Here is a 21,904-nt window from a genome sequence, read left to right on the forward strand (position 1 = left end):
GCTGTTTACGGCTACTTCCCTGGTTGCGCCTTGCTCGCGTCGGCATTGGCTTTGGATTTGATAAAGGCGATCAGTGCGTTCAACTCCTGATCAGTCGGGGTAAAGGCCGGCATGACGGCGGCATAGCCTTTGACGATCCTGGCGCCGGGATTGAGGATCGAATCCTTTAGATAACCCTCGTCGACCTTGATACTCGATCCGTCGGCAAGCGTCACTGTCGAGTCATACAGGCCCTGCCAGCTGGGGCCGACACCCTTGCTGCCATCGACACTGTGGCAGGCCAGACAGCCTAGCGACTCGGACAACCGCTGCCCCTGGGTCGCCAAGTCGTCACCCCTGTCCAGCTTTTCGCTGGCAGAAGGTTCCTGCTGCGCAGCACCCAGTGATTTGATCACGGCGACGACAGCCGTCAGCTCATCGTCATTGAGAGTATAGGCCACCATCACCGGCGGGTAGCCCTGCACCAGGCGGGCCTGCGGCTTGAGAATCGACTCCTTCAGGTAAGCCTCATCGACCAGCGCACTGCTGCCGTCGGCAAACTGTTCAGTGCGACCGTACAGACCCTTCCAGGTCGGACCAAGACGGGTACTGCCATCCTGGCTATGGCAGGCACTGCAGCCGTATTGTTCGACCCACTGGCGACCTTTTTCCAGCACGCTGTCCTGACCGGGTTTCGCAGCGCTCGCCAAGGTCTGCGCAAAGGTCGGCTGGCCGCTCAGCCATTGATCAAAGGCACCCTGCTCCTCCACGATCATCTGGCCGCGCATGTTGTAATGGCCTACGCCACAAAACTCAGCGCACAGGACCTCATATTTTCCGGTTTTAGTTGGGGTAAACCAGAAGTAAGACACCATCCCGGGCACCATATCCATCTTGCTGCGAATTTGCGGGATATAGAAATCATGCAATACATCTTTAGAACGAAGTAAAACTTTTACCGGCCTATTCAGCGGCAATCGGATTTCATTATTTTTTATAAGTACATCGTCCTGTCCGGCAGGGTCCTTGGGATCAATGCCGAGGGGATTGGTGGCATCGACAAACTTGATATCCGACTTGCCCAACTTCCCATCCTGCCCGGGAAAACGGTAGGTCCACTGCCACTGTTGAGCAACGACTTCGAGTTCATAAGCCTCTTTCGGCACCCGGATGAAATCGTTGTAGACAACCAGGCCTGGCGCCAACATGGCGGCGATACCGATCGAGGTCACTACAATCAACCAAAACTCCAACTTTTTACTTTCCGGCTGGTAGTGCGCCCTGGCACCTTCCTTATGGCGATACCGCATTATCGCGAGTGCCATGAACACCGTGATGGCGATGAAGAATATTCCGCTGATGATCAGGGTAATGAACAGCGTGGTGTCTATTGATCCCCAGTTGGAAGCTGGCGGTGCTGCATGCCAAGGTGCAAGTACATGAAAGAGCACTGAGGCAATAACGATTAGAATCAAGACAATTGCTATCGCCATTTCTCTTCATCCTATTCCTGTTGTTCGTTGGTTATGCGCAAGCATCGCCACTGACGTCCAGGCACGGCAGGCAACTGCCACCCGTGGTGGCAAAGTCATTGCAAAGTATAGGTCGGCAAGCGAGGCCCGGTTGGCAGCTATACTCAATGGCACGTCCGCAGCCCCGATGGAGGATTCGTCATGAGTAACCTGACGCTCGAAGGCAGGTGGAAACCCAGCGCCGACCAAAAGTCCGAACCCATAGGTGAGATCCATTTTTACGTCGACGGCCCTCTCCATCTACGGCTGGAGGAAGCGGAAGAACGCCTGCAGAAGACCCCTGAGCTAAAAGAAGTCATGGTCGATGTCGACATGGACACGTTGAACCTGGTCTTGCCAGAGGGTTACAGCCCCTTGTCCGACTGTCAGATGCGCGTGTATCTGCACTTCGAACGTGGTCAGTTCCATCTGGTCGGACACCGGGCGAGCGATGGCAGCCTGATCTACTCCAACGTGGTTCTGATTGATCAACTGATCGATTGAACGGCGGATTTGAAAGGAATCAAGACTTGGGATCGTCGTCCTTCCAGGGCGCCGAGAGGTAGCGCGTGCGATTGAAAGTTTCGAGCCACTCGGGGGAGAACACCACCAGCGCGCTGACCACCATGCCGTTGATGAACGCCTCCGGAAATATGAGCAGCCACAGGTAGCCGATAAAGTCTTCGAGCCAGTAAGGCATGGCAAAACGCTCGTCGTACCACAACAATGTCAGCGATAGCGCCAGGCACAGCAACGCTGTAAGCGCTGCGGCAAAAAAACCGGAAATGAAGATGTACACGAAGGGGTTTCGTGGCTGCGCGCGCTCCACCAGAATCGCACAGCATTCGGTGATCAACACTGGCAACAAAATGAATAGCGCGCCATTGACCCCCATGGCCACAAGGTCCTGACGGCCCAGCAGCACCAGTCCCGTCTGCGCCACCAATCCACCGACGATCGCCAGCGGCCAGTCCAGCAACAGCGTCACCGCGGTCATGCCGATGAAGTGATAAGACACGCCGGTATCGAAATCGCGCCGCACCAGCCACAACGCAAAGAGCGCAAACACCGTGCCGAACAGCAAGTGCTGGCGACGGCTGTCGCTGAACAGCTCGACCCAGGACACTCGCGCAACGGCCCAGATCAGCACCGGCACATAGATCAGCCACCCCACCGTGAGGGTTTCAGGTGACAGCAACTCGGCACCGATCATGACAGGACACACTCCCTTGGCTTGCCAATAGAGAACAGGCCTTCAGTCTACACCGCCCTTTGCCACCCCCTCGACTTCACGCCCAATGCCGGGGATCGTTAATCACCGCTTCATGTTCGGCGAACAGCTTGGGCAGCTCAGCCTTGAGAAAATCCACCCACGTACGAACCTTGGCATCGAGAAAGCGTCGCGACGGATACACCGCATACACATTGCGCTGACGCGGCCGATAGTCCGGTAGCAAACGCAACAAGGTGCCATCGCTCAAGGGCCGCGTGGCGGTGTAGAACGGAATCAGGCTGATGCCCATACCGGCCTCCGAAGCCTTGACCATCGACTCGGCGACGTTGCACTGAAAAGTCCTGGACGGGCTGACCGCATGCTCGCCCTCCTCGTCCTGAAACACCCACTGATCGCTGTACAACGGGTCGAGCATGCGCAAGCACTGATGATCGTCCAGCACCCGCGGATGGTCCGGCACACCCCGGCGTTGCAGGTATTGCGGGGAAGCACAGGGCACGCTGTAGAACTGTCCGACGGCCTGGGCGACCAATTGCGAATCGGCCAGTTCGTGGGCAGTCGAAATCACCACGTCGTGCCCTTCCTCCAACGGATCGGGATTGCGCTGCGACAGGGTCAGCTCGAACACCACATCGGGATAAAGCTCGCTGTAGCGAGCAATCAGCGGCGTGATCAGCACCCCCAGGCCGTTCATGCTGTGCACCCGCAACCGACCGCTTGGCTTGAGATGCGCACCGCGAGCCTCTGCGGTCGCCTCCTCCATTTCCTCAAGTATCAGCCGACTGCGCAGCAGGAATCGCTCCCCGGCCTCGGTCAGGCTCAAGCGCCGTGTGGTGCGCTGCAGCAGGCGGGCTTGCACGTGCTGCTCCAAGTCCGCGACCAGGCGCGAGACCTGCGCGGTGGACAACTCCAACGCATCGGCGGCGGCGGTGAAACTTGCGCAGTCGACGACACGGACGAACACGCGCAAGTTGTTAAGCAAATCCATGAGCCCTCCAGGCTGGGTGACTGTTACGTTTGATGTAAGGCTGTATCAGGCGTTCGCCCCTTTATCCAACGGTGGCAAAGACTAGACTTTACCCATCGAACCCACATGGAGCTCGCCATAATGAAAACCTTGATCAGCCTGCTGCTGACCCTCGTCGCCACCTCGGCCATGGCCGCTGAAAACGAGCCCCTAGCGGTCTTGTATAACCCGGCGCAGCCGCTGGACATCGCCAAGGTGGTTTCCGTATCGGACACCGCGACCGCGTGCGGGGTTGTACCAGCGACCATGGTCTATGTCGATCATCAGGGCCAGACCCGCCGCGTGACGTACAACGTCATCGGTGATTGCACCAGCAGCCTGTGATCCGCCTTGGCACTCAGAGCAGCGTCCAGGTGTAACTCAGGATCAAGCGGTTTTCATCGATATCACTGCGGTAGTTGGAACGCGCCATCGCATTGCGCACACGGATACCGAGGCCCTTGAGGCTGCCACTCTGCAGCACATAGCCGATGTCCAGGTCACGCTCACGATCCTTTCCCTCATAGCCCTTGCCGGTGTCGACATTGTCGCCACTGATGAAGCGCAGGGTACTGGTCAACCCCGGTACTCCCAGGGCCGCAAAGTCATAGTCATAACGCGCCTGCCAGGAGCGCTCGTCGGTGGAGGCGAACTCGTAGGTCGGTACTTCGTTGCCCAAGGGCGAAATATTGGCAAATACCCGCGGGAACGCGCTGTCTCCGAACATGCCCTGATAGCCGACATAAAAAGTGTGACCGCCGCGCTTGGCCGACAGCAGCGAAAAGAACACCTGGTTGTCGATATTGCCCAGCAATTTCTTGCCATCCTCGCGCGAATCGAAGTAGCCGAGGTTCGCCCCCAATATCCAGTCGCCTGTCGGCTGGCTGTGCTTGAGCCCCAGGAAGCGCTGGTTGTAGATATCTTCCAGCTGCCCGTACCAGGCGCTGACCGAGCTGCGTTTATCATTGAAGGCGTAATCGGCCCCGGCAAAGTTGAAACCGTCACTGCTGACTTGACGCTGCGGCACATGGCCGAGCATGGCTTGCATCTTTTCGTCACCGGCTTCGTTGCGCAGGCTGGTCGAATTCAAATGGCCGGCCTGCAATGTCAGGCCATTGATCTCATTGGAGCTGATACTTGCCCCCTGATAGCTGGGCGGTAGCAGCCGGATATCACTGAACACCAGCACCGGCAGGTTGGGTTGCAATTCACCCGCCTTCAGTTCGGTTTTGGAGTAGCGCACCTTCAAGGCGCCCTCCAGGCGGCTGTAATCGTTTGCCGCACGCCCGTCATCCTGCACCGGCAGCAAACCGGTATTGACCCGGTCCGGGCTGCTGTCGAGCTTGAGGCCGAGCAGGCCGATGACATCCACGCCGAAGCCGACGGTGCCCTGGGTATAACCGGACTTGACGTTGAGAATGAATCCCTGCGCCCATTCCTCGGCCTTCGATTGTTGATTGGCTCCGACGATGTCGGAATAGTCCCGGCTGAAGTAGTAATTGCGCGCTTGCAAGGTGGCCGTGGTGTCTTCGATAAAACCATTCTCGGCGGCCATCGCGCCGGTGGAGAAACTCGAGACGACAGCCATGGACAACACTGAACCGGTTGTTGGGAGAATCTGTTTCATCGTTTTTTCTCTTATTGTTATTGATCGACAGGTTGAAGTGCTTCAGCAGTGGACTCACCGCGCGCGACGGAGCGGCGGGCGTTCAATATCAAGTGGGTGGCCATGCCGAAAATCAGTCCCCAAAAAGCCGCGGACAACCCAAACAGCGACATACCCGAGGCCGTGGTGAGAAAGGTCACCAACGCGGCTTCGCGATCGGTCGGTACCGCCATCGCGCCCGCCAGCGCTCCAGCAATCGCAGCGAACAGCGCCAATCCGGCGAGGGCCGCGATCAGTTCCTTGGGGAATGCCGAAAACAGTGAGACCAGGGTGGCGCCGAAGATCCCCAGCACCAGGTAACACAGGCCACCCATCACCCCGGCTACGTAACGCTTGCCAGGGTCTTCGTTGGCCTCGCGGCCCGTGCAAATAGCCGCGGTAATCGCTGCCAGGTTCAGTCCGTGGCAACCGAACGGCGCCAGCAGTGCCGTGCCCAATGCGCTGCTGGCGATGATCGGGCCCGATGGCGTGGCGTAACCGCTGGCGCGCAGCACGGCTATACCAGGAACGAATTGGCCAGTCAGCGCCACCATCACCAGCGGCAAGGCGATGTTAAGCGTTGCGCTGAGGCTGAACGCCGGGGTGATCCACACCGGCGTGGCCAAACCGATGACCAGCGCCTCGCCATGCAGATCTCCGGCGAGCAATGCCATCGAGCAGCCCACCAGCAGGACCATCAGCACCGCATAACGCGGCATCAGTCGTTTGCAGATCAGGTACGTGGCAAACATCGCCAGCACCAGCAACGGCTTACCCTGCAACGAGACAAACAACCCGGTGCCGAAGCTGAACAGAATCCCCGCCAGCATCGCTGCCGCCACCGCTGCCGGCAGCTTGCCGATGATCCGGTCGAACGCCCCCGACACCCCGACCAGGAGAATGATCAGGCTGCTGACCAGATAGGCTCCCACCGCTTCCGGCAGGGAGATCCCTGGCAACAGCGCCACGAGCAACGCCGAACCGGGTGCCGACCACGCGATGATCACCGGTACGCGGTAATGCAAACTCAGACCGATACCGAGCATGGCGCTGCCGATGGAAATCGCCCAGACCCACGACGACAGCACTTCGCGCGACAGGTGCGCTGCCTCGGCGGCCTGGAAAATAATCACCAGGGGGCCGGCGTAGGAAATCACGGTGGCGATGAACCCGGCGACGGCCGCAGACAGGGAAAAATCCCGCAGCAAGGTTTTCATGAAGCCTCGCCGACAGCTCCGCCGGACGAGCCCTGCTGATCATCCAACAGGGATTGTCGGGCACTGCGCCGACTGCTGATGGCGAACACCGTCATGGCGATGGCGGCAATCGCACCAGGCAAAGCAAACGCCATGAAGTTCAGTTGCAGCGGCAGGCTGATCCCGAGCAAAGCGCCGCCCAGCAGTGGTCCGACGATCGCACCATTGCGCCCGATGCCCGAAGCCCAGCCAAGCCCCGTGGACCGAATGTTCATTGAGTAGAACTGGGCAGCGCAGGCGTACAGCAGAATCTGCGAGCCGATGGTGGTGGCCCCAGCGATGGCGATCAGCAGGTACAACACCGGCATCGGGCTGTTGAAACCCAACAGGGTGATCGACACCGCCGCCATGGCAAAGAACACCGATAACACACGCGGCAGGTTGAGCTTGTCACCCAGCACACCGCCGCCAACTGCGCCGAAGATCGCGCCGAAATTCAGCACCAGCAGGAACGACAGGCTCGAGCCCAGGCTGTAACCTGCGTTGGCCATCAGTTTCGGCAGCCAGGAGCTCAAGGCGTAGACCATCAGCAGGCAGCAGAAAAACGCCAGCCACAACATCAACGTACGCAGTGCACGGCCCTCGCGGAACAACTGCAACACCGGGGTGCCAGTTCCCTTCACTTCACTCATGTGCAACTGGTCATCGGCCTGTGCGACATAGGCCGGGTCGATCCGCTGGAGAATGTTGCGAGCTTCGTCATTGCGCCCCTGGCGCAGCATGAACCCCACTGACTCGGGCAGGAAATACATGATCAGCGGCAATAGCAGCAACGGCAGGACCGCCACATAGAACACCGACTGCCAGCCGAAACTCGGGATCAGCACGATACCCAGCCCGGCGGACAGCATGCCGCCCACCGAGTAGCCGCTGAACATGATCGCCACCAGGGTGCTGCGGATTTTTTTCGGCGCGTATTCGTTCATCAACGCCACGACATTGGGCATCACGCCACCAATGCCCAGCCCGGCAACGAAGCGGCAAAGACCAAACTCGGTGGGGTTTCGGGCGAACCCGTTGAGCACGGTGAAACCGCTGAAGAGCATCACGCAGATCGTGATGGCTTTCTTGCGGCCGATCCTGTCCGACAGCGGACCGAAGAACAGCGCGCCGAACATCATGCCGAACAATGCATAGCTGCCTAACGCCCCCGCTTGCAGAGGGCTGAGCCCCCACTCTTTCATCAGCATCGGCAAGACCACGCCGTAGATCACCAGATCGTAACCGTCGAAAATGATGATCAGGGCACACCAGAACAGCACCATCCAGTGGAAGCGGTTGAACCGGGCCTTGTCGATAACCTCATGTACGTCGATCTTGCGCATGGCGTTCATCTCTTGTTGTTGTTTTTTTCAGGAGCAGCGGTAGCACGGCTCACGTCCGTACAGCCGAGGGTAGAGTCAACAGGCTCGGGTCAATATCCGCATCGCGCAGACCACTATCCGTTTTGTGCAGCGCCCTGAACCGGGCTGGGAGGCGCGAGCAATTGCCCCTCTCCGATAAACTGTCTTCTTTACAATCGCATTTGAGCGCTAAGCTTGGGCGTATGGATGATTCAGATTACTTACGCCTGCTGACCATTGCGGCCGAGCAAGCCAACGCGTTCCTGTCCAATGCCCGCAAATGGGAGCGCGAGCGTTGGGTCTGCCAACGCCTGCTGCAAGGCTTGAACATTTCCTACCGGGCCGACGAATTTGCTCCGGCGGGAGAACCGCCGGACGTGTTGTTTCGCGACGCCAATTTCGAGGTGTTCTTCGTGCTCGACGAGGGCCGACGCCTCAATGATGAATGGCGCGACGAATTGCAGAGGCGGCGCAGTGCGTTCTCCCTGAGCCAGCTGGTACGGCGCGAAGCCAAGCCCCGCCGCATACCGGCCAACGAGTTCTTGTTGCGGCTGGCGCCAACCTTGCGCAAAAAAGCACACAACTACAAAGAGCGCGGCATGGACCTGGGCGAGCTGGACATCATTGCCTTCGCCAGCCTCAAGCGCGAAGTGCTGGACCTCAACAGTCATTTCCCACCGCCCACCGAATACCTGCGCCAAGGCTGGCGCTCGCTGTCACTGGTGGGCCCGACCTTCGCCCGCGTGCTGTTCGCGCATCCCGATGCGCCGGATTTCCTGCGCAGCAACCTGGGACGCAGCATCGTGTTCGACGTCGGGATCAGCCTGTGAGCCCATTGCAGGAACTGATTGCCGAAGTACCGCAGATCGGCCGCGTACGCTGGATTGGCGTGCGCCCGGAACGTCACGTGCCAATGATCGAGCTGGATGCCGTGGAAGCGCGACTGGAGGCCGGCTTGACGGGCGATCGCGCCCGCCCCGGCGTGCGCAATGCGCGGCAGGTGACGCTGATTCAGTGGGAGCATCTGGCGGTGATCAGTTCGCTGATGGGTCGCCCGGACGATCAACCGGTCAAGCCTGAAGATTTGCGGCGCAACCTCGTTATCAGTGGCATCAACTTGTTCAGCCTCAAGGGCCGGCGTTTCCGCATCGGCCAGGCGATTTTCGAAACCACTGGCTGGTGCCAGCCCTGCGCACGCCTGCAGAACAACCTGGGCCCGGGGACCTTTCAGGCCGTGCGCGGGCATGGCGGAATCACCGCCCGAGTGCTACAAAGTGGCATCATTCGCCTGGACGACAGGGTGAGCGTCGAGCCCCTTACGGACAGCGGCTATGCTCCGTTCAACGTTCGTTGAGTCCGCCTGTAGCTTCTTCACCTTCAGCAACGTCTACCTGACGAGGCCTTTTATGACCAGCCGCCTGAACCCCGAAGACCAAAAGCATGTCGAAGCGTATCTGCAACTGTCCCAACACCAAGTCGAGCGCCGGCCTTTCCGGCCGTGGATGCTCCTTGTGCTGGTATTGGCAGTGACCATTGGCCTGGGCCTGTTGAGCCGACTTATCAGTTATCTGACGCTATGAGCTGCTTGGCGCTCGCTCGGGTAATTGCACCGATTTCTTTTAGCCTTGCGAGATATCCCCATGACTCATCGTATTGTCATCGTTGGCGGCGGCGCCGGCGGTCTGGAGTTGGCTACCCGTCTGGGTAAGACTCTGGGCAAACGCGGCACAGCCAGCGTGATGCTGGTCGACGCGAACCTGACCCACATCTGGAAACCGCTGTTGCATGAGGTAGCGGCCGGGTCGTTGAACTCGTCCGAAGACGAACTCAACTACGTGGCCCAGGCAAAATGGAACCACTTCCAATTCCAACTGGGGCGCATGAGCGGGCTTGATCGCGCCAATAAAAAAATCCAGTTGGCCGCCACTTATGATGACGCCGGGCTGGAACTGGTGCCTGCCCGGGAAGTGCCTTACGACTCGTTGGTGATTTCCGTCGGCAGCACCACCAACGATTTCGGCACCCAGGGTGCAGCGCAGCACTGCCTGTTCCTGGACACCCGCAAACAGGCCGAGCGCTTCCATCAGCAATTGCTCAACCACTACCTGCGCGCCCATGCAGGGCAGACCGACAAGGTCGAGCAGATCAGCGTGGCCATCGTCGGTGCCGGTGCCACCGGGGTCGAACTGGCCGCCGAACTGCATAACGCCGCCCATGAACTGGCGGCTTATGGCCTGGATCGGATCAAACCGGAAAACATGCACATCACCCTGATCGAAGCCGGGCCTCGCGTGCTGCCAGCCCTGCCGGAACGAATCGGCGGGCCGGTGCATAAGACCCTGGAAAAACTCGGGGTCAATGTCATGACCAACGCCGCCGTCAGCGAGGTGACGGCCGACAGCCTGATCACCGTAGATGGCAACGTGATCAACGCCAGCTTGAAAGTCTGGGCCGCCGGGATTCGTGCGCCAGGGTTCCTCAAGGACATCGATGGCCTCGAAACCAACCGCATCAATCAACTGCAAGTGCTGCCGACCCTGCAAACCACCCGTGACGAGAACATCTTCGCCTTCGGTGACTGCGCGGCCTGCCCGCAACCAGGCACTGATCGCAATGTGCCGCCACGCGCCCAGGCTGCGCATCAACAGGCGTCGTTGCTCGCCAAATCGCTGAAACTGCGGATCGAAGGCAAGCCTCTGCCTTCTTACAAGTACACCGATTACGGGTCGCTGATCTCGCTGTCGCGTTTTTCGGCTGTGGGTAACTTGATGGGTAACCTGACGGGTAGCGTCATGCTGGAAGGTTGGCTGGCGCGGATGTTCTACGTGTCGCTGTACCGCATGCACCAGATGGCGCTATACGGGCCATTTCGCACGGCGATGCTGATGCTGGGCAGCAAGATTGGGCGCGGGACAGAGCCGCGCCTGAAACTGCACTGATCAAGCTGCTTTCTGTAGAAGCGAGCATGCTCGCGAAGAACCTGAGAACGCCGCGTTAAACCAGAAACGCTGCGTTTTCGTTAACGATCTTCGCGAGCATTCGAGCGTCGACCGGCTGCTCCTACAGTTGATCCGCGGCAAGCAATTAGCAGGCAAAAAAAATCCCCGTATCTTTCGATACGAGGATTTTTAATATGGTCGGGGTAAGGGGATTCGAACTCCTGACATCCTGCTCCCAAAGCAGGCGCGCTACCGGACTGCGCTATACCCCGGTAAAAAAAAGGCACCTTTGAAAGGCGCCTTCTGCGAACAGAGCTTTTGGCGTCTGATCTTAAGATTTGATTCCAGCGTTAACTGGTTTCAAAAATGGTGGGTCGTGTGGGATTCGAACCTACGACCAATTGGTTAAAAGCCAACTGCTCTACCAACTGAGCTAACGACCCAAAAATGGTCGGGGTAAGGGGATTCGAACTCCTGACATCCTGCTCCCAAAGCAGGCGCGCTACCGGACTGCGCTATACCCCGGTTTGAAATTGGCTCCGTGACCAGGACTCGAACCTGGGACCCAATGATTAACAGTCATTTGCTCTACCGACTGAGCTATCACGGAACTACACATTTCAATTTACAACTGTGAAGCTTTACTGCGTTCTCTTCAACCCGTTTGCATCGCTGCGTTCGTGTGTCTGAGGCGCGCTATTCTACAATCTCTACAACCTCTGTCAACCCCCTAAATTGCTTTCAAGTTAATGATTTGCAACTTATTTTCGATTCCTGCTTGGGGAGCAGAAACCCTGGCGGGTGACTTACTGCGGGGCGCACTTTACAAGCCTTTTCCTTAGAGTTCAACAGCCTAGATGAAAAAAAGGCCTCGCAATGCGAGGCCTCTTCACTTTTGCCGCCGATCTGGCTCAGACGAAGACGATTTCGTCGTTCTCCACCACGCCATGGGCCGTGTCTCCCGGCATGAATCGACCGGAAAGGATCAACTGCGCCAGCGGGTTCTCGATCCAGCGCTGGATCGCTCGCTTGAGCGGCCGTGCGCCGTACACCGGGTCGTAACCCACCGCGATCAGCTTGTCCATGGCCTCTGGGCTCAGTTCCAGCTTCAGCTCCCGTTCGGTCAGGCGACTGCGCAGGCGACCCAGCTGGATCTCGGTAATGCCGGCGATCTGATCCCGCGCCAAAGGCTCGAAGATCACCACTTCGTCGACCCGGTTGATGAACTCCGGCCGGAAGTGAGTGGAAATCGCGTCCATCACCGCCGCACGCTGCGCCTCGCGATCACCCACCAGCTCCTGGATCTGCACCGAACCCAGGTTGGAGGTCATGACGATCACGGTGTTCTTGAAGTCCACCGTACGGCCATGGCTGTCGGTCAGGCGACCATCCTCCAGCACCTGGAGCAAGATGTTGAACACGTCCGGGTGCGCCTTCTCGACTTCGTCCATGAGGATCACCGAGTAAGGCTTGCGGCGCACCGCCTCGGTCAGGTAACCGCCCTCTTCATAACCGACGTAGCCCGGTGGTGCACCGATCAGGCGAGCCACGGAATGTTTCTCCATGAACTCGGACATGTCGATCCGCACCATCGCCTCTTCGGTATCAAAGAGGAATTCGGCCAGCGCCTTGCACAGCTCGGTTTTACCGACACCGGTCGGGCCGAGGAACATGAAAGAGCCGCTCGGGCGATTAGGGTCGGACAACCCGGCACGGGAACGCCGAACCGCGTTGGAAACGGCCACCACCGCTTCATCCTGGCCAATCACACGCTGGTGCAACAGGCTTTCCATCTTCATCAGTTTTTCGCGCTCGCCCTCGAGCATTTTCGACACGGGAATGCCGGTCCATTTCGACACGACTTCGGCGATTTCCTCTTCAGTCACCTTGCTGCGCAGCAACTGGTTTTCGGGCTTGCCATGTTGATCGACCATTTGCAGGCTGCGTTCCAGGTCCGGGATCACCCCATACTGCAATTCGGCCATGCGGTTCAGGTCGCCTTTACGTCGGGCCGCTTCCAGCTCCTGACGTGACTGTTCGATCTTCTGCTGGATCTGCGCCGAACCCTGCACCTCGGCTTTTTCCGAGTTCCAGATTTCTTCGAGATCCGAGTACTCACGCTCGTGACGGGCAATTTCTTCCTGGAGTTTTTCCAGGCGTTTTTTCGCCGCATCGTCGCTTTCTTTCTTCAGCGCCTGGGATTCCACCTTCAGCTGAATCAAACGGCGCTCCAGACGGTCCAGCACCTCCGGCTTGGAGTCGATCTCCATGCGGATGCGGCTGGCGGCCTCGTCGATCAGGTCGATGGCCTTGTCCGGCAATTGCCGGTCAGTGATGTAGCGATGGCTGAGCTTGGCCGCCGCAATGATCGCGCCGTCGGTGATCGCCACCTTGTGGTGGACCTCGTAGCGCTCTTTCAGGCCACGCAGGATGGCGATGGTGTCTTCTTCGCTCGGCTCGTCCACCAGCACTTTCTGGAAGCGTCGCTCCAGGGCGGCGTCCTTTTCGATGTATTGGCGGTACTCGTTGAGCGTGGTCGCACCGACGCAGTGCAACTCACCGCGCGCCAGGGCCGGCTTGAGCATATTGCCTGCATCCATCGAGCCCTCGCCTTTACCGGCACCGACCATGGTGTGCAGCTCGTCGATGAACAGAATGATCTGCCCTTCCTGCTTCGACAGCTCGTTGAGCAACGCCTTCAGGCGCTCTTCGAACTCGCCACGGTATTTGGCACCGGCGATCAGCGCCCCCATGTCCAGGGACAGCAGGCGCTTGCCCCTGAGGCCATCAGGCACCTCACCGTTGATGATGCGCTGGGCCAGGCCTTCGGCGATGGCGGTTTTACCGACGCCTGGCTCACCGATCAGCACCGGGTTGTTCTTGGTGCGACGTTGCAGGACCTGGATCGTGCGGCGAATTTCATCGTCACGGCCGATCACCGGATCAAGCTTGCCCTCCTCGGCACGCTTGGTCAGGTCGACGGTGTACTTGTCCAGTGCCTGACGCGCTTCCTCGTGGTTGGGGTCATTGACCGCCTCGCCACCACGCAGGTTGTTGATCGCATTTTCCAGGGCTTTCTTGCTCACGCCCTGGCCGAGCAAAAGCTTGCCGAGCTTGCTGTTCTCGTCCATGGCGGCGAGCAGCACCAGCTCACTGGAAATGAACTGGTCGCCCTTCTGCTGGGCCAGGCGATCGGCTTGATTGAGCAGGCGCGCCAGATCCTGCGACATGTTCACGTCGCCGGTGGGATTCTGGATTTTCGGCAGCTGGTCGAGCTCTTTGGTCAGCTCTTTACGCAAGCTGTTGACATCGAAGCCCACCTGCATCAGCAGGGGCTTGATCGAGCCACCCTGTTGTTCGAGCAGGGCTTGCATCAAATGCGCCGGTTCAATGGCCGGATGATCGAGACCGACAGCCAGGGATTGGGCGTCGGACAAGGCTAACTGCAATTTGCTGGTTAAACGGTCTATACGCATGGGTCACCTTCCTTTTGAGCAGGTCGGACCTATAAAACATCCTGAATGAAGAAACCTGCCAGATACCACAATAGATGCGGTCGATTCTGGGAGTTTCAAGCGTTGTGATGTTGATGCAGGTCAGAGAAGTCTAGCGTTCGAGCCAGATCAGGGAGGCAAAGCGGCCGGTGCGCGACGCACGGCGATAAGAAAAGAAGCGCGGATCGGTCACGGTACAGAAACCGCCGCCGTAAACAGCGGTTACACCACGGGCCGCCAGACGCAAACGCGCCAGCATATAGATGTCGGCCATGAACTTGCCGGGGTTTTGGCTTGGCACAAATGCCTGGGCGGCTTCGGGCAATTGCCCGACGAAGGTTTCGCGCACTTCCGGGCCGACTTCAAACGCTTGCGGGCCAATGGCCGGGCCGAGCCAGACCAGGACCTCGGCAGGCGCAACAGCCAGACTGTCGAGCGTGGCTTCCAGCACACCGGCCGCCAGCCCGCGCCAACCGGCATGGGCTGCGGCAACGCGGGTACCGGCCCGGTCGCAAAACAGCGCAGGCAGGCAGTCGGCAGTCATCGCCGCACAGGCAATGCCCGGTGTTGAAGTCCAACTGGCGTCAGCAGTCATCACCCGGCTCGGGTCCGCATGGGCCACGACAATGCCGTGAACCTGCTGCAACCATGCCGGTTGAATGGAGAAGTGATCGGTAAGGCGACGGCGATTTTCGGCGACAGCTTCGGGACTGTCGTCGACATGATCGCCAAGATTGAGGCTGTCGAACGGCGTCAGGCTGACGCCGCCCCCACGGGTGGTCACACAGGCTTTGACCCCGGCCGGCGCGGGCCAGTCAGGAATCAGCCAGTCACTCATCCGACAAACGCCTCGCGATCTTGCTTGAGCAGGGTCAGCAACCAGACGAAGTCTTCCGGCAACGGCGATTCCCAGCTCATACGGACACCGGTCGTCGGATGGTCCAGCTCCAGGAACCGTGCATGCAGTGCCTGACGCGGGAAGTTCTTCAACGATTCAACCATGGTCGGGTTGGCTGCCGGCGGAATCCGGAAACGACCGCCATAGGCAGGGTCTCCGACCAACGGGAAGTTGATGTGCGCCATGTGCACGCGAATCTGGTGCGTACGACCGGTCTCCAGCTTCACCCGCACGTGGGTGTGGGAGCGGAAACGCTCGAGCACGCGGTAATGGCTGACGGCCTGCTTGCCACCTTCCATCACGGCCATGCGCTGGCGTTGCTGGCCATGGCGACCAATGGGCGCGTTGATCTTGCCACCCGCCGTCACCACGCCGATCACGATGCACTCGTAGATCCGGCTGACGCTGCGACTCTGCAACTGTGTCACCAGCTGCGTCTGCGCCTGGATGGTCTTGGCCACCACCATCAGGCCGGTGGTGTCCTTGTCCAGGCGATGCACGATCCCGGCGCGGGGCACATTGATGATGTCCGGCACGTGATGCAGCAAGGCGTTGAGCAAGGTGCCATCAGCGTGGCCAGCAGCCGGGTGAACCACCAGGCCCGCGGGCTTGTTGATCACCAGGATGTCGTCGTCTTCATAGACGATGTCCAGGGCGATGTCTTGGGCGACCCATTCGCCCTGAGCTTCCTGCTCGGCGGTGAGTTCAAGAATGGCGCCACCGTGAACGATGTCTCGCGGGCGGACAACCGCCCCATCCACAGTCAGGCGGCCGTCTTTGATCCAGGCGGAAAGGCGCGAGCGCGAGTGCTCAGCGAATAGTTGTGCGGCGACTTGATCGAGGCGTTGGCCGCCCAATTCGGACGGCACCTCTGCGCGAAGTTCAATTTTATCGGACATGCTCGGACTGGGCGTCGGCACAGCCTTTGGTTTCGGCTGCGCGCTTGTGGTTAAATACGGCGTCTTTTGCCCCGAGGCTATTCAACGGGGCGCTCATCATAACAGGACGGCCTCGCCCAAGACAGCGGCCGTCATAGGGACGCAAGCCGCCATGCAAGTGAAACACCTGCTGCTGATCGCCATCCTCGCATTGACCGCTGCTTGCTCTTCGAAGGAAGTCGTAGACGAAAACCTGAGCGAAGTCGAGTTGTACCAACAGGCTCAAGCCGATCTGGACAATAATAGCTACACCAGCGCCACTGCCAAGCTGAAGGCTCTGGAATCGCGCTATCCGTTCGGCCGCTATGCCGACCAGGCTCAGCTGGAACTGATCTACGCCAACTACAAGAACGCCGAACCGGAAGCCGCCAAGGCAGCTGCCGAGCGCTTCATTCGCCTGCACCCACAGCACCCGAATGTCGATTACGCCTACTACCTCAAGGGCCTGACTTCTTTTGACCAGGACGTTGGCCTGCTCTCGCGGTTCCTGCCGCTGGACATGACCAAGCGTGACCCGGGTGCCGCCCGCGACTCGTACAACGAGTTCGCCCAGCTGACCAGCCGCTTCCCGAACAGCCGTTACGCGCCGGATGCCAAGCAGCGCATGATCTACCTGCGCAACCTGCTGGCAGCCTACGAAATCCACGTGGCCGACTACTACCTGACCCGCCAGGCCTACGTGGCTGCCGCGAACCGTGGCCGTTACGTGGTGGAAAACTTCCAGGAAACTCCTTCGGTCGGCGACGGCCTGGCGGTGATGACCGAGGCCTACCAGCGCCTGCACCTGGACGAACTGGCAGCCACCAGCCTCGAAACCCTGAAGCTCAACTACCCGAACCACCCAAGCCTGGTGGACGGTCAGTTCGTGCCATCGGTTGCCGAAGCCGACAACCGCTCGTGGCTGAGCAAGGCTACCCTGGGCCTGATCGAATCCCGTCCGCCGCTGCCGCCGGGTGAAACCCGCGCCAACCAGGACGTGCAGAAACAATTCCAGGACGCCAAGGACGCGATTCCCAACGAGCTCAAGCCGAAAGACAGCAGCGGCGATGTGATCGAAGAAGAGGACCACGAGGCAGAGGGCAACAACGAAGACCGCTCCTGGTTCAGCTACATGACCTTCGGCGTGTTCGACTGACACGACCGGCGGTGCAAAAAAAGGGAGACTCTCGAGTCTCCCTTTTTATTGCGCCGTTTTTATCCAGCGCGAATACGCTGTGCGCCTGCCATGTCCTTGGCTAAACTGGCGGTTCATCCGTCATAAAGCAGCTCACCATGCTTCGTTTATTATTCTGGATCGCCGTGATTGCCGCCGCTGTGTGGTTCTGGCGCAAGTACAAGGGCCAGGCGTCTGCACCCAAGTCCTCCGCCGAGCTGGAAGCAGCCCCCATGGTCCGCTGCGCCCATTGCGGCGTGCACCTGCCCCGCGATCGCGCTCTGCGTCTTCAACAACAGTGGTATTGCAGCCAGGCTCACCTGGAGCAAGGCCCCGGTCCTAGTGATCGCTGAGACGTCCAGTCCCGGCGAAAAACAGGCCCGGCGACTGCTGCGTCTCTATCACCTCTACCGTTTAAGCATCGGCATCACCTTGGTATTGCTGATTTCCAGCAACCTGGACAACCGCTTGCTTACGGCCGCCAATGACGACCTGCTGCGCAGTGGCAGCTGGTTGTATCTGGTACTGAATATCCTGCTGGCAGTCTTCTTCCAGAGCACCCGACGCCCGACGCAACTGCTCAGCCTGGCCCTGGTCGACGTCCTGCTGCTTTGCGGGTTGTTCTACGCCGCTGGCGGAGTGGCCAGCGCTATTGGCAACTTGCTGATCGTCTCGGTGGCCATCAGTAATACCTTGTTGCGAAAACGCATCGGCTTGCTGATTGCCGCCATCAGTACACTTGGCATCCTGGGTTCGAGCTTGCTGCTGAATGTCAGCCATCGTGCCAATCCCAACGATTATTTACAGGTCGGCACGCTTGGCGTTTTGTGTTTTGGCGCGGCGCTGCTGGTACAGGGCCTGATCCGACGACTGGAAGTCAGCGAAACCCTGGCGCAACAGAAGGCCAGCGAAGTGGTTGGCCTGGAAGCCCTCAATGCACTGATCCTGCAACGCATGCGTACTGGCATCCTGGTGCTTGACGACCAATGGCGCGTGCAACTGGCCAATCATGGCGCCTTGACCCTGCTGGGCTGCGAGCGCCTCGAAGGCCGACGGATCGACGAATATGCACCTTCCCTGGTCGAGCGCCTGCAACTGTGGATCAACAATCCGACGCTGCGCCCGCAAAGCCTGAAAATCGCCCGCAATGGCCTTGAACTACAGCCAAGCTTCATCGCCCTGGCCTCCAGCCCGCATCGCCAGACCCTGGTCTTTCTCGAAGACCTCGCACAAATCACCCAGCAGGCTCACCAACTGAAGCTCGCCGCCCTGGGCCGCCTCACCGCCGGTATCGCCCATGAAATCCGCAATCCGTTGGGCGCCATCAGTCACGCCGCGCAGCTATTGCGAGAATCGGAGGAACTGAATGCCGCGGACCGGCGTCTGACGCAGATTATTCAAGACCACTCTCAGCGCATGAATCGGGTTATCGAAAACGTCCTGCAACTGTCCCGCCGCCAGCAAACCGCGACCCAACGACTCGACCTGAGGCCCTGGCTGGAAGAGTTCGTGGCGGCAACCCGCGACCGGGCGAGCGAGCACCAGAAAATCCATCTGCGCATTGTGCCCGGTGACTTCGAGACCTTGATGGACCCGAACCAGCTGGAGCAGATTCTCGACAACCTGATAGGCAATGCCTGGCGCCATAGCGCCCTGGACCACGACCCGGCGCAGGTCTGGCTTGAATTGTTCAGCGATCCCGAAAGCCAGCTACCGATCCTCGAAATCCTCGACGACGGTCCCGGAGTGGCCCCGGATCATCAAGCACAACTGTTCGAGCCCTTCTTCACCACCAGCCAACAGGGCACTGGCCTGGGGCTATACCTGTCACGTGAGCTGTGCGAGAGCAACCAGGCTCGCCTGGACTTCAAACCACGCCAAGGCGGCTGCTTTCGCATCACCTTTGCCCACGGACGCAAACAAGGTTGAACATGAGCCCACGGAAAAAAGTCCTGGTCGTCGACGACGAACCGGACATCCGCGAACTCCTGGAAATCACCCTGGGACGGATGAAACTCGACACTTACAGTGCCCGTAACGTTGGCGAGGCCTTGGCCCTGCTCCAGCGCGAGACGTTCGACCTGTGCCTGACCGACATGCGCCTGCCGGACGGCAGCGGCCTTGACCTGGTGCAACATATCCAGCAACGCTATCCACAGATTCCGGTGGCCATGATCACCGCCTATGGCAACCTCGATACAGCGATCAATGCGCTGAAGGCCGGCGCTTTCGACTTCCTGACCAAGCCGGTGGACCTGACCCGCTTGCGGGAACTGGTCACCAGTGCCTTGGTGTTACCCGCCCCAGGGACCACCATCGATCGCCGCTTGCTGGGTGACTCGCCGCCCATGCGCAATTTGCGCCAGCAGATCGACAAACTGGCCCGCAGCCAGGCACCGGTATACATCAGTGGCGAGTCCGGCAGTGGCAAGGAACTGGTCGCCCGCCTGATTCATGAGCGAGGCCCCCGGGCCAACCAGCCCTTTGTCCCGGTCAATTGCGGCGCGATTCCGACGGAGCTGATGGAAAGCGAGTTTTTCGGCCATCGAAAAGGTAGCTTCAGCGGCGCCATCGAGGACAAGCCCGGTTTGTTCCAGGCGGCCCACGGCGGCACCCTGTTTCTCGACGAAGTGGCAGACCTGCCTCTGCCCATGCAGGTCAAACTGCTGCGGGCGATCCAGGAGAAAGCCGTACGCAGCGTCGGTGGGCAACAGGAGAGGGTGGTCGATGTGCGCATACTGTGCGCCACCCACAAAGACCTTGGCGCCGAAGTCGCCGGCGAACGTTTTCGCCAGGATCTGTACTACCGCCTGAACGTGATCGAACTACGCGTGCCACCGTTGCGCGAACGCCGTGACGACATCGAGCCGCTGGCCTGCCATGTGCTCAAGCGCCTGGCTGCAGACACCGGGCAGCCCGCGGCAAAACTCCACCCCAATGCCCTCGACGCCCTGAAAAGCTACCGTTTTCCGGGCAATGTGCGGGAGTTGGAGAATATGCTCGAACGCGCTCACACCTTGTGCGAAAACAACCGGATCGAGGCCAGCGACCTGCGCCTGGCCGAGGGCAACTGCTCCGCCGAAGGGGGCGTGCCGGACCTCACGCAAATCGATAACCTGGAGGCGTACCTGGAAAACGTTGAACGCCAACTGCTTCTCCAGGCCCTGGAAGAGACCCGCTGGAACCGCACGGCGGCGGCCCAACGGTTGAATCTGTCGTTCAGGTCGATGCGCTACAGGCTGAAGAAATTAGGCCTGGATTGAGGGCCTCTTCGCGAGCAAGCCCGCTCCCACATTCGACCGTATTTATTCAGGCGAAATACCGTCGAATGTGGGAGCGGGCTTGCTCGCGAAGGCAATCTGACAGACGCCAAAAACCTCGAATCAAATCCGCCCGGCCGGCGCATACGGTGCCGGATCAATGATCGGCGCCCTGCCCAACATCACATCAGCGAACAACTGACAGGACGCCGGCGCCAGTACCAACCCGTTGCGGTAGTGCCCGCAATTGAGCCACAACCCCTCAAACCCAGGCACTTGGCCAATGTAGGGAATGCCCTCCGGCGAACCAGGCCGCAACCCTGCCCAATGCCCCACCACCTCGGCGTCGGCCAACGCCGGGATCAATTCCACGGCCGAAGCCTTGAGGCTTTCGAGTGCCGATTCGGTAGGCGTCTTGTCGTAGCCTTCATGCTCCAGGGTGCTGCCAATCAGGATGTGCCCATCGCGCCGCGGTATCGCATAACGCCCTTTGGCCAGCACCATGCTCGGCAGGAAATCCGCCGCGCACTTGTAGAGGATCATCTGCCCTTTCACCGGTTCGACTGGCAACTCAAGGCCCAGGCTCTTGAGTAAGTCGCCGCTCCAGGCGCCAGCGGTAAGAACCACTTGATCGCCATGGATCGCACCGCTGGAGGTCTGCACACCGACTATTTTTTGGTCTTGCGCAATAAATCCGCTGACTTCGCATTGCTCATGAATCGTCACGTTCCCCAGCGCCTGCAATGCCGCCTTGAGCGACTTCACCAGCCGTGGGTTGCGCACATTGGCAACGTTGGCCATGTAGATCGCTCGGGAATAGCCGCCACCGAGCACCGGCACCGCATCGTGGGCCACCGAGATGTCCACAGCCCGCAGCGGCCGGCCCTCGCGGGCGGCCCAGGCCAGCGCCTCGGCTTCATCGTCCAGGTCCAGCCAATACAAGCCCGTGGTATGCACCTCGGGATCGATCCCGGTAGCAGCGAACAAGCGTTCGCCCAGCTGTGGATAGAAATCCTGGGACCAATGCGCCAGCGCGGTAACCGCAGGGCTGTAGCGCCATGGATAGAGCGGAGAAACGATGCCGCCGCCTGCCCAGGACGACTCCTGGCCAACGCTCGATCGGTCCAGCAGCACCACGCTCTGCACCTGGGACGCGAGATTGAATGCCGTCAGCAGGCCGATTACCCCACCACCGACGATCACCACTTGCTGTTGCCTGGTCATGTTCTGATCCAACCATTAAATAGA

At 59.7% G+C, this 21,904-nt stretch carries 20 protein-coding genes and 4 tRNA genes; 10 read left to right on the forward strand and 14 right to left on the reverse strand.

Going from position 1 to position 21,904, the window contains the following annotated elements; all coding sequences use genetic code 11:
- Positions 1 to 11: 11 nt before the first annotated feature.
- On the reverse strand, positions 12 to 1,472 hold the full coding sequence (locus tag CGA21_RS13185; protein WP_188264325.1) for a cytochrome c oxidase subunit II: 1,461 nt from the start codon (positions 1,470 to 1,472) through the stop codon (positions 12 to 14).
- A 180-nt stretch (positions 1,473 to 1,652) separates the two neighbouring features.
- On the opposite strand from CGA21_RS13185, the gene CGA21_RS13190 reads away from it, so the two are divergent.
- Complete coding sequence (locus CGA21_RS13190; RefSeq protein WP_110751088.1) at positions 1,653 to 1,994, forward strand: hypothetical protein; 342 nt, start codon at positions 1,653 to 1,655, stop codon at positions 1,992 to 1,994.
- 19 nt (positions 1,995 to 2,013) lie between these two features.
- Here CGA21_RS13190 and CGA21_RS13195 read toward each other — a convergent pair whose 3' ends face one another.
- Entirely contained in the window at positions 2,014 to 2,703 is a 690-nt protein-coding gene (locus CGA21_RS13195; RefSeq protein WP_188264326.1) for an energy-coupling factor ABC transporter permease, read from the reverse strand.
- Positions 2,704 to 2,779: 76 nt separating this feature from the next.
- Positions 2,780 to 3,712 (reverse strand): LysR family transcriptional regulator, encoded by a 933-nt coding sequence (locus tag CGA21_RS13200; RefSeq protein ID WP_020798616.1) that lies wholly within the window; start codon positions 3,710 to 3,712, stop codon positions 2,780 to 2,782.
- A 120-nt stretch (positions 3,713 to 3,832) separates the two neighbouring features.
- On the opposite strand from CGA21_RS13200, the gene CGA21_RS13205 reads away from it, so the two are divergent.
- Positions 3,833 to 4,075, forward strand: coding sequence for a DUF2790 domain-containing protein (locus CGA21_RS13205; protein ID WP_110751084.1), 243 nt, complete (start codon positions 3,833 to 3,835; stop codon positions 4,073 to 4,075).
- Positions 4,076 to 4,088: 13 nt separating this feature from the next.
- Here CGA21_RS13205 and CGA21_RS13210 read toward each other — a convergent pair whose 3' ends face one another.
- The 3 genes from CGA21_RS13210 to CGA21_RS13220 are packed head-to-tail and all read right to left on the reverse strand — an operon-like array spanning position 4,089 to position 7,956.
- Positions 4,089 to 5,357, reverse strand: coding sequence for an OprD family porin (locus CGA21_RS13210; protein WP_188264327.1), 1,269 nt, complete (start codon positions 5,355 to 5,357; stop codon positions 4,089 to 4,091).
- A 17-nt stretch (positions 5,358 to 5,374) separates the two neighbouring features.
- A complete protein-coding gene (locus CGA21_RS13215) occupies positions 5,375 to 6,592 on the reverse strand; it encodes a benzoate/H(+) symporter BenE family transporter (protein WP_188264328.1) in 1,218 nt (405 codons plus the stop codon).
- Complete coding sequence (locus CGA21_RS13220; RefSeq protein ID WP_110751077.1) at positions 6,589 to 7,956, reverse strand: aromatic acid/H+ symport family MFS transporter; 1,368 nt, start codon at positions 7,954 to 7,956, stop codon at positions 6,589 to 6,591. Before CGA21_RS13220 ends, CGA21_RS13215 begins: the two co-directional genes overlap by 4 nt.
- 221 nt (positions 7,957 to 8,177) lie before the next feature.
- Here CGA21_RS13220 and CGA21_RS13225 point away from each other — a divergent pair, with 221 nt between their 5' ends.
- Genes CGA21_RS13225 through CGA21_RS13240 form a run of 4 tightly spaced genes read left to right on the forward strand, consistent with a single transcriptional unit; the run spans position 8,178 to position 10,913 of the window.
- A complete protein-coding gene (locus CGA21_RS13225) occupies positions 8,178 to 8,804 on the forward strand; it encodes a DUF1780 domain-containing protein (protein WP_110751075.1) in 627 nt (208 codons plus the stop codon).
- Positions 8,801 to 9,328: an MOSC domain-containing protein gene (locus CGA21_RS13230; RefSeq protein WP_020798621.1), complete on the forward strand. Its 528-nt coding sequence runs from the start codon at positions 8,801 to 8,803 to the stop codon at positions 9,326 to 9,328. The genes CGA21_RS13225 and CGA21_RS13230 overlap by 4 nt, the downstream gene beginning before the upstream one ends.
- A 52-nt stretch (positions 9,329 to 9,380) precedes the next feature.
- Complete coding sequence (locus tag CGA21_RS13235; protein ID WP_020798622.1) at positions 9,381 to 9,554, forward strand: DUF3094 family protein; 174 nt, start codon at positions 9,381 to 9,383, stop codon at positions 9,552 to 9,554.
- 60 nt (positions 9,555 to 9,614) lie between these two features.
- Positions 9,615 to 10,913, forward strand: a complete 1,299-nt coding sequence (locus CGA21_RS13240; RefSeq protein ID WP_110751073.1) for an NAD(P)/FAD-dependent oxidoreductase — start codon at positions 9,615 to 9,617, stop codon at positions 10,911 to 10,913.
- A gap of 195 nt (positions 10,914 to 11,108) precedes the next feature.
- On the opposite strand, the gene CGA21_RS13245 is transcribed toward CGA21_RS13240, so the two are convergent.
- The 7 genes from CGA21_RS13245 to rluD form a co-directional block, all read right to left on the reverse strand.
- A tRNA-Pro gene (locus CGA21_RS13245) sits at positions 11,109 to 11,185 on the reverse strand.
- A gap of 95 nt (positions 11,186 to 11,280) precedes the next feature.
- Positions 11,281 to 11,356 (reverse strand) — tRNA-Lys (locus CGA21_RS13250).
- 5 nt (positions 11,357 to 11,361) lie between these two features.
- A tRNA-Pro gene (locus CGA21_RS13255) sits at positions 11,362 to 11,438 on the reverse strand.
- 9 nt (positions 11,439 to 11,447) lie between these two features.
- Positions 11,448 to 11,523: transfer RNA gene (locus CGA21_RS13260), tRNA-Asn, on the reverse strand.
- A gap of 301 nt (positions 11,524 to 11,824) precedes the next feature.
- Positions 11,825 to 14,389, reverse strand: a complete 2,565-nt coding sequence (gene clpB / locus CGA21_RS13265) for an ATP-dependent chaperone ClpB (RefSeq protein ID WP_033040376.1) — start codon at positions 14,387 to 14,389, stop codon at positions 11,825 to 11,827.
- Positions 14,390 to 14,519: 130 nt separating this feature from the next.
- Positions 14,520 to 15,245: a peptidoglycan editing factor PgeF gene (gene pgeF / locus CGA21_RS13270; RefSeq protein WP_188264329.1), complete on the reverse strand. Its 726-nt coding sequence runs from the start codon at positions 15,243 to 15,245 to the stop codon at positions 14,520 to 14,522.
- Entirely contained in the window at positions 15,242 to 16,204 is a 963-nt protein-coding gene (gene rluD, locus CGA21_RS13275) for a 23S rRNA pseudouridine(1911/1915/1917) synthase RluD (protein WP_008058321.1), read from the reverse strand. The genes pgeF and rluD overlap by 4 nt, the downstream gene beginning before the upstream one ends.
- Before the next feature lie 151 nt (positions 16,205 to 16,355).
- Between rluD and CGA21_RS13280 the strand changes: the two genes are divergently transcribed.
- The 4 genes from CGA21_RS13280 (at position 16,356) to CGA21_RS13295 (ending at position 20,659) form a co-directional block, all read left to right on the forward strand.
- On the forward strand, positions 16,356 to 17,378 hold the full coding sequence (locus CGA21_RS13280; RefSeq protein ID WP_110751069.1) for an outer membrane protein assembly factor BamD: 1,023 nt from the start codon (positions 16,356 to 16,358) through the stop codon (positions 17,376 to 17,378).
- A 137-nt stretch (positions 17,379 to 17,515) separates the two neighbouring features.
- Positions 17,516 to 17,749 carry a PP0621 family protein gene (locus CGA21_RS13285; protein ID WP_033040380.1) on the forward strand — a complete coding sequence of 78 codons (234 nt, stop codon included), beginning with the start codon at positions 17,516 to 17,518 and terminating at the stop codon, positions 17,747 to 17,749.
- Entirely contained in the window at positions 17,739 to 19,325 is a 1,587-nt protein-coding gene (locus tag CGA21_RS13290; RefSeq protein WP_188264330.1) for a sensor histidine kinase, read from the forward strand. The genes CGA21_RS13285 and CGA21_RS13290 overlap by 11 nt, the downstream gene beginning before the upstream one ends.
- Before the next feature lie 2 nt (positions 19,326 to 19,327).
- Complete coding sequence (locus tag CGA21_RS13295; protein ID WP_110751065.1) at positions 19,328 to 20,659, forward strand: sigma-54-dependent transcriptional regulator; 1,332 nt, start codon at positions 19,328 to 19,330, stop codon at positions 20,657 to 20,659.
- 120 nt (positions 20,660 to 20,779) lie between these two features.
- On the opposite strand, the gene thiO is transcribed toward CGA21_RS13295, so the two are convergent.
- Positions 20,780 to 21,880 (reverse strand): glycine oxidase ThiO, encoded by a 1,101-nt coding sequence (gene thiO / locus CGA21_RS13300; RefSeq protein WP_188264331.1) that lies wholly within the window; start codon positions 21,878 to 21,880, stop codon positions 20,780 to 20,782.
- Positions 21,881 to 21,904: the final 24 nt, after the last annotated feature.

The sequence above is a fragment of the Pseudomonas sp. PSB11 genome (genome assembly GCF_014596605.1).
Classification (GTDB): domain Bacteria; phylum Pseudomonadota; class Gammaproteobacteria; order Pseudomonadales; family Pseudomonadaceae; genus Aquipseudomonas; species Aquipseudomonas umsongensis.

Excerpts from the sequence above, each read along its gene's own strand:
- CGA21_RS13185 (WP_188264325.1), bottom strand. The coding sequence starts at position 1,472 with ATGGCGATAGCAATTGTCTTGATTCTAATCGTTATTGCCTCAGTGCTC.
- CGA21_RS13190 (WP_110751088.1), top strand. The coding sequence starts at position 1,653 with ATGAGTAACCTGACGCTCGAAGGCAGGTGGAAACCCAGCGCCGACCAA.
- CGA21_RS13195 (WP_188264326.1), bottom strand. The coding sequence starts at position 2,703 with ATGATCGGTGCCGAGTTGCTGTCACCTGAAACCCTCACGGTGGGGTGG.
- CGA21_RS13200 (WP_020798616.1), bottom strand. The coding sequence starts at position 3,712 with ATGGATTTGCTTAACAACTTGCGCGTGTTCGTCCGTGTCGTCGACTGC.
- CGA21_RS13205 (WP_110751084.1), top strand. The coding sequence starts at position 3,833 with ATGAAAACCTTGATCAGCCTGCTGCTGACCCTCGTCGCCACCTCGGCC.
- CGA21_RS13210 (WP_188264327.1), bottom strand. The coding sequence starts at position 5,357 with ATGAAACAGATTCTCCCAACAACCGGTTCAGTGTTGTCCATGGCTGTC.
- CGA21_RS13215 (WP_188264328.1), bottom strand. The coding sequence starts at position 6,592 with ATGAAAACCTTGCTGCGGGATTTTTCCCTGTCTGCGGCCGTCGCCGGG.
- CGA21_RS13220 (WP_110751077.1), bottom strand. The coding sequence starts at position 7,956 with ATGCGCAAGATCGACGTACATGAGGTTATCGACAAGGCCCGGTTCAAC.
- CGA21_RS13225 (WP_110751075.1), top strand. The coding sequence starts at position 8,178 with ATGGATGATTCAGATTACTTACGCCTGCTGACCATTGCGGCCGAGCAA.
- CGA21_RS13235 (WP_020798622.1), top strand. The coding sequence starts at position 9,381 with ATGACCAGCCGCCTGAACCCCGAAGACCAAAAGCATGTCGAAGCGTAT.
- CGA21_RS13240 (WP_110751073.1), top strand. The coding sequence starts at position 9,615 with ATGACTCATCGTATTGTCATCGTTGGCGGCGGCGCCGGCGGTCTGGAG.
- clpB (WP_033040376.1), bottom strand. The coding sequence starts at position 14,389 with ATGCGTATAGACCGTTTAACCAGCAAATTGCAGTTAGCCTTGTCCGAC.
- pgeF (WP_188264329.1), bottom strand. The coding sequence starts at position 15,245 with ATGAGTGACTGGCTGATTCCTGACTGGCCCGCGCCGGCCGGGGTCAAA.
- rluD (WP_008058321.1), bottom strand. The coding sequence starts at position 16,204 with ATGTCCGATAAAATTGAACTTCGCGCAGAGGTGCCGTCCGAATTGGGC.
- CGA21_RS13280 (WP_110751069.1), top strand. The coding sequence starts at position 16,356 with ATGCAAGTGAAACACCTGCTGCTGATCGCCATCCTCGCATTGACCGCT.
- CGA21_RS13285 (WP_033040380.1), top strand. The coding sequence starts at position 17,516 with ATGCTTCGTTTATTATTCTGGATCGCCGTGATTGCCGCCGCTGTGTGG.
- CGA21_RS13295 (WP_110751065.1), top strand. The coding sequence starts at position 19,328 with ATGAGCCCACGGAAAAAAGTCCTGGTCGTCGACGACGAACCGGACATC.
- thiO (WP_188264331.1), bottom strand. The coding sequence starts at position 21,880 with ATGACCAGGCAACAGCAAGTGGTGATCGTCGGTGGTGGGGTAATCGGC.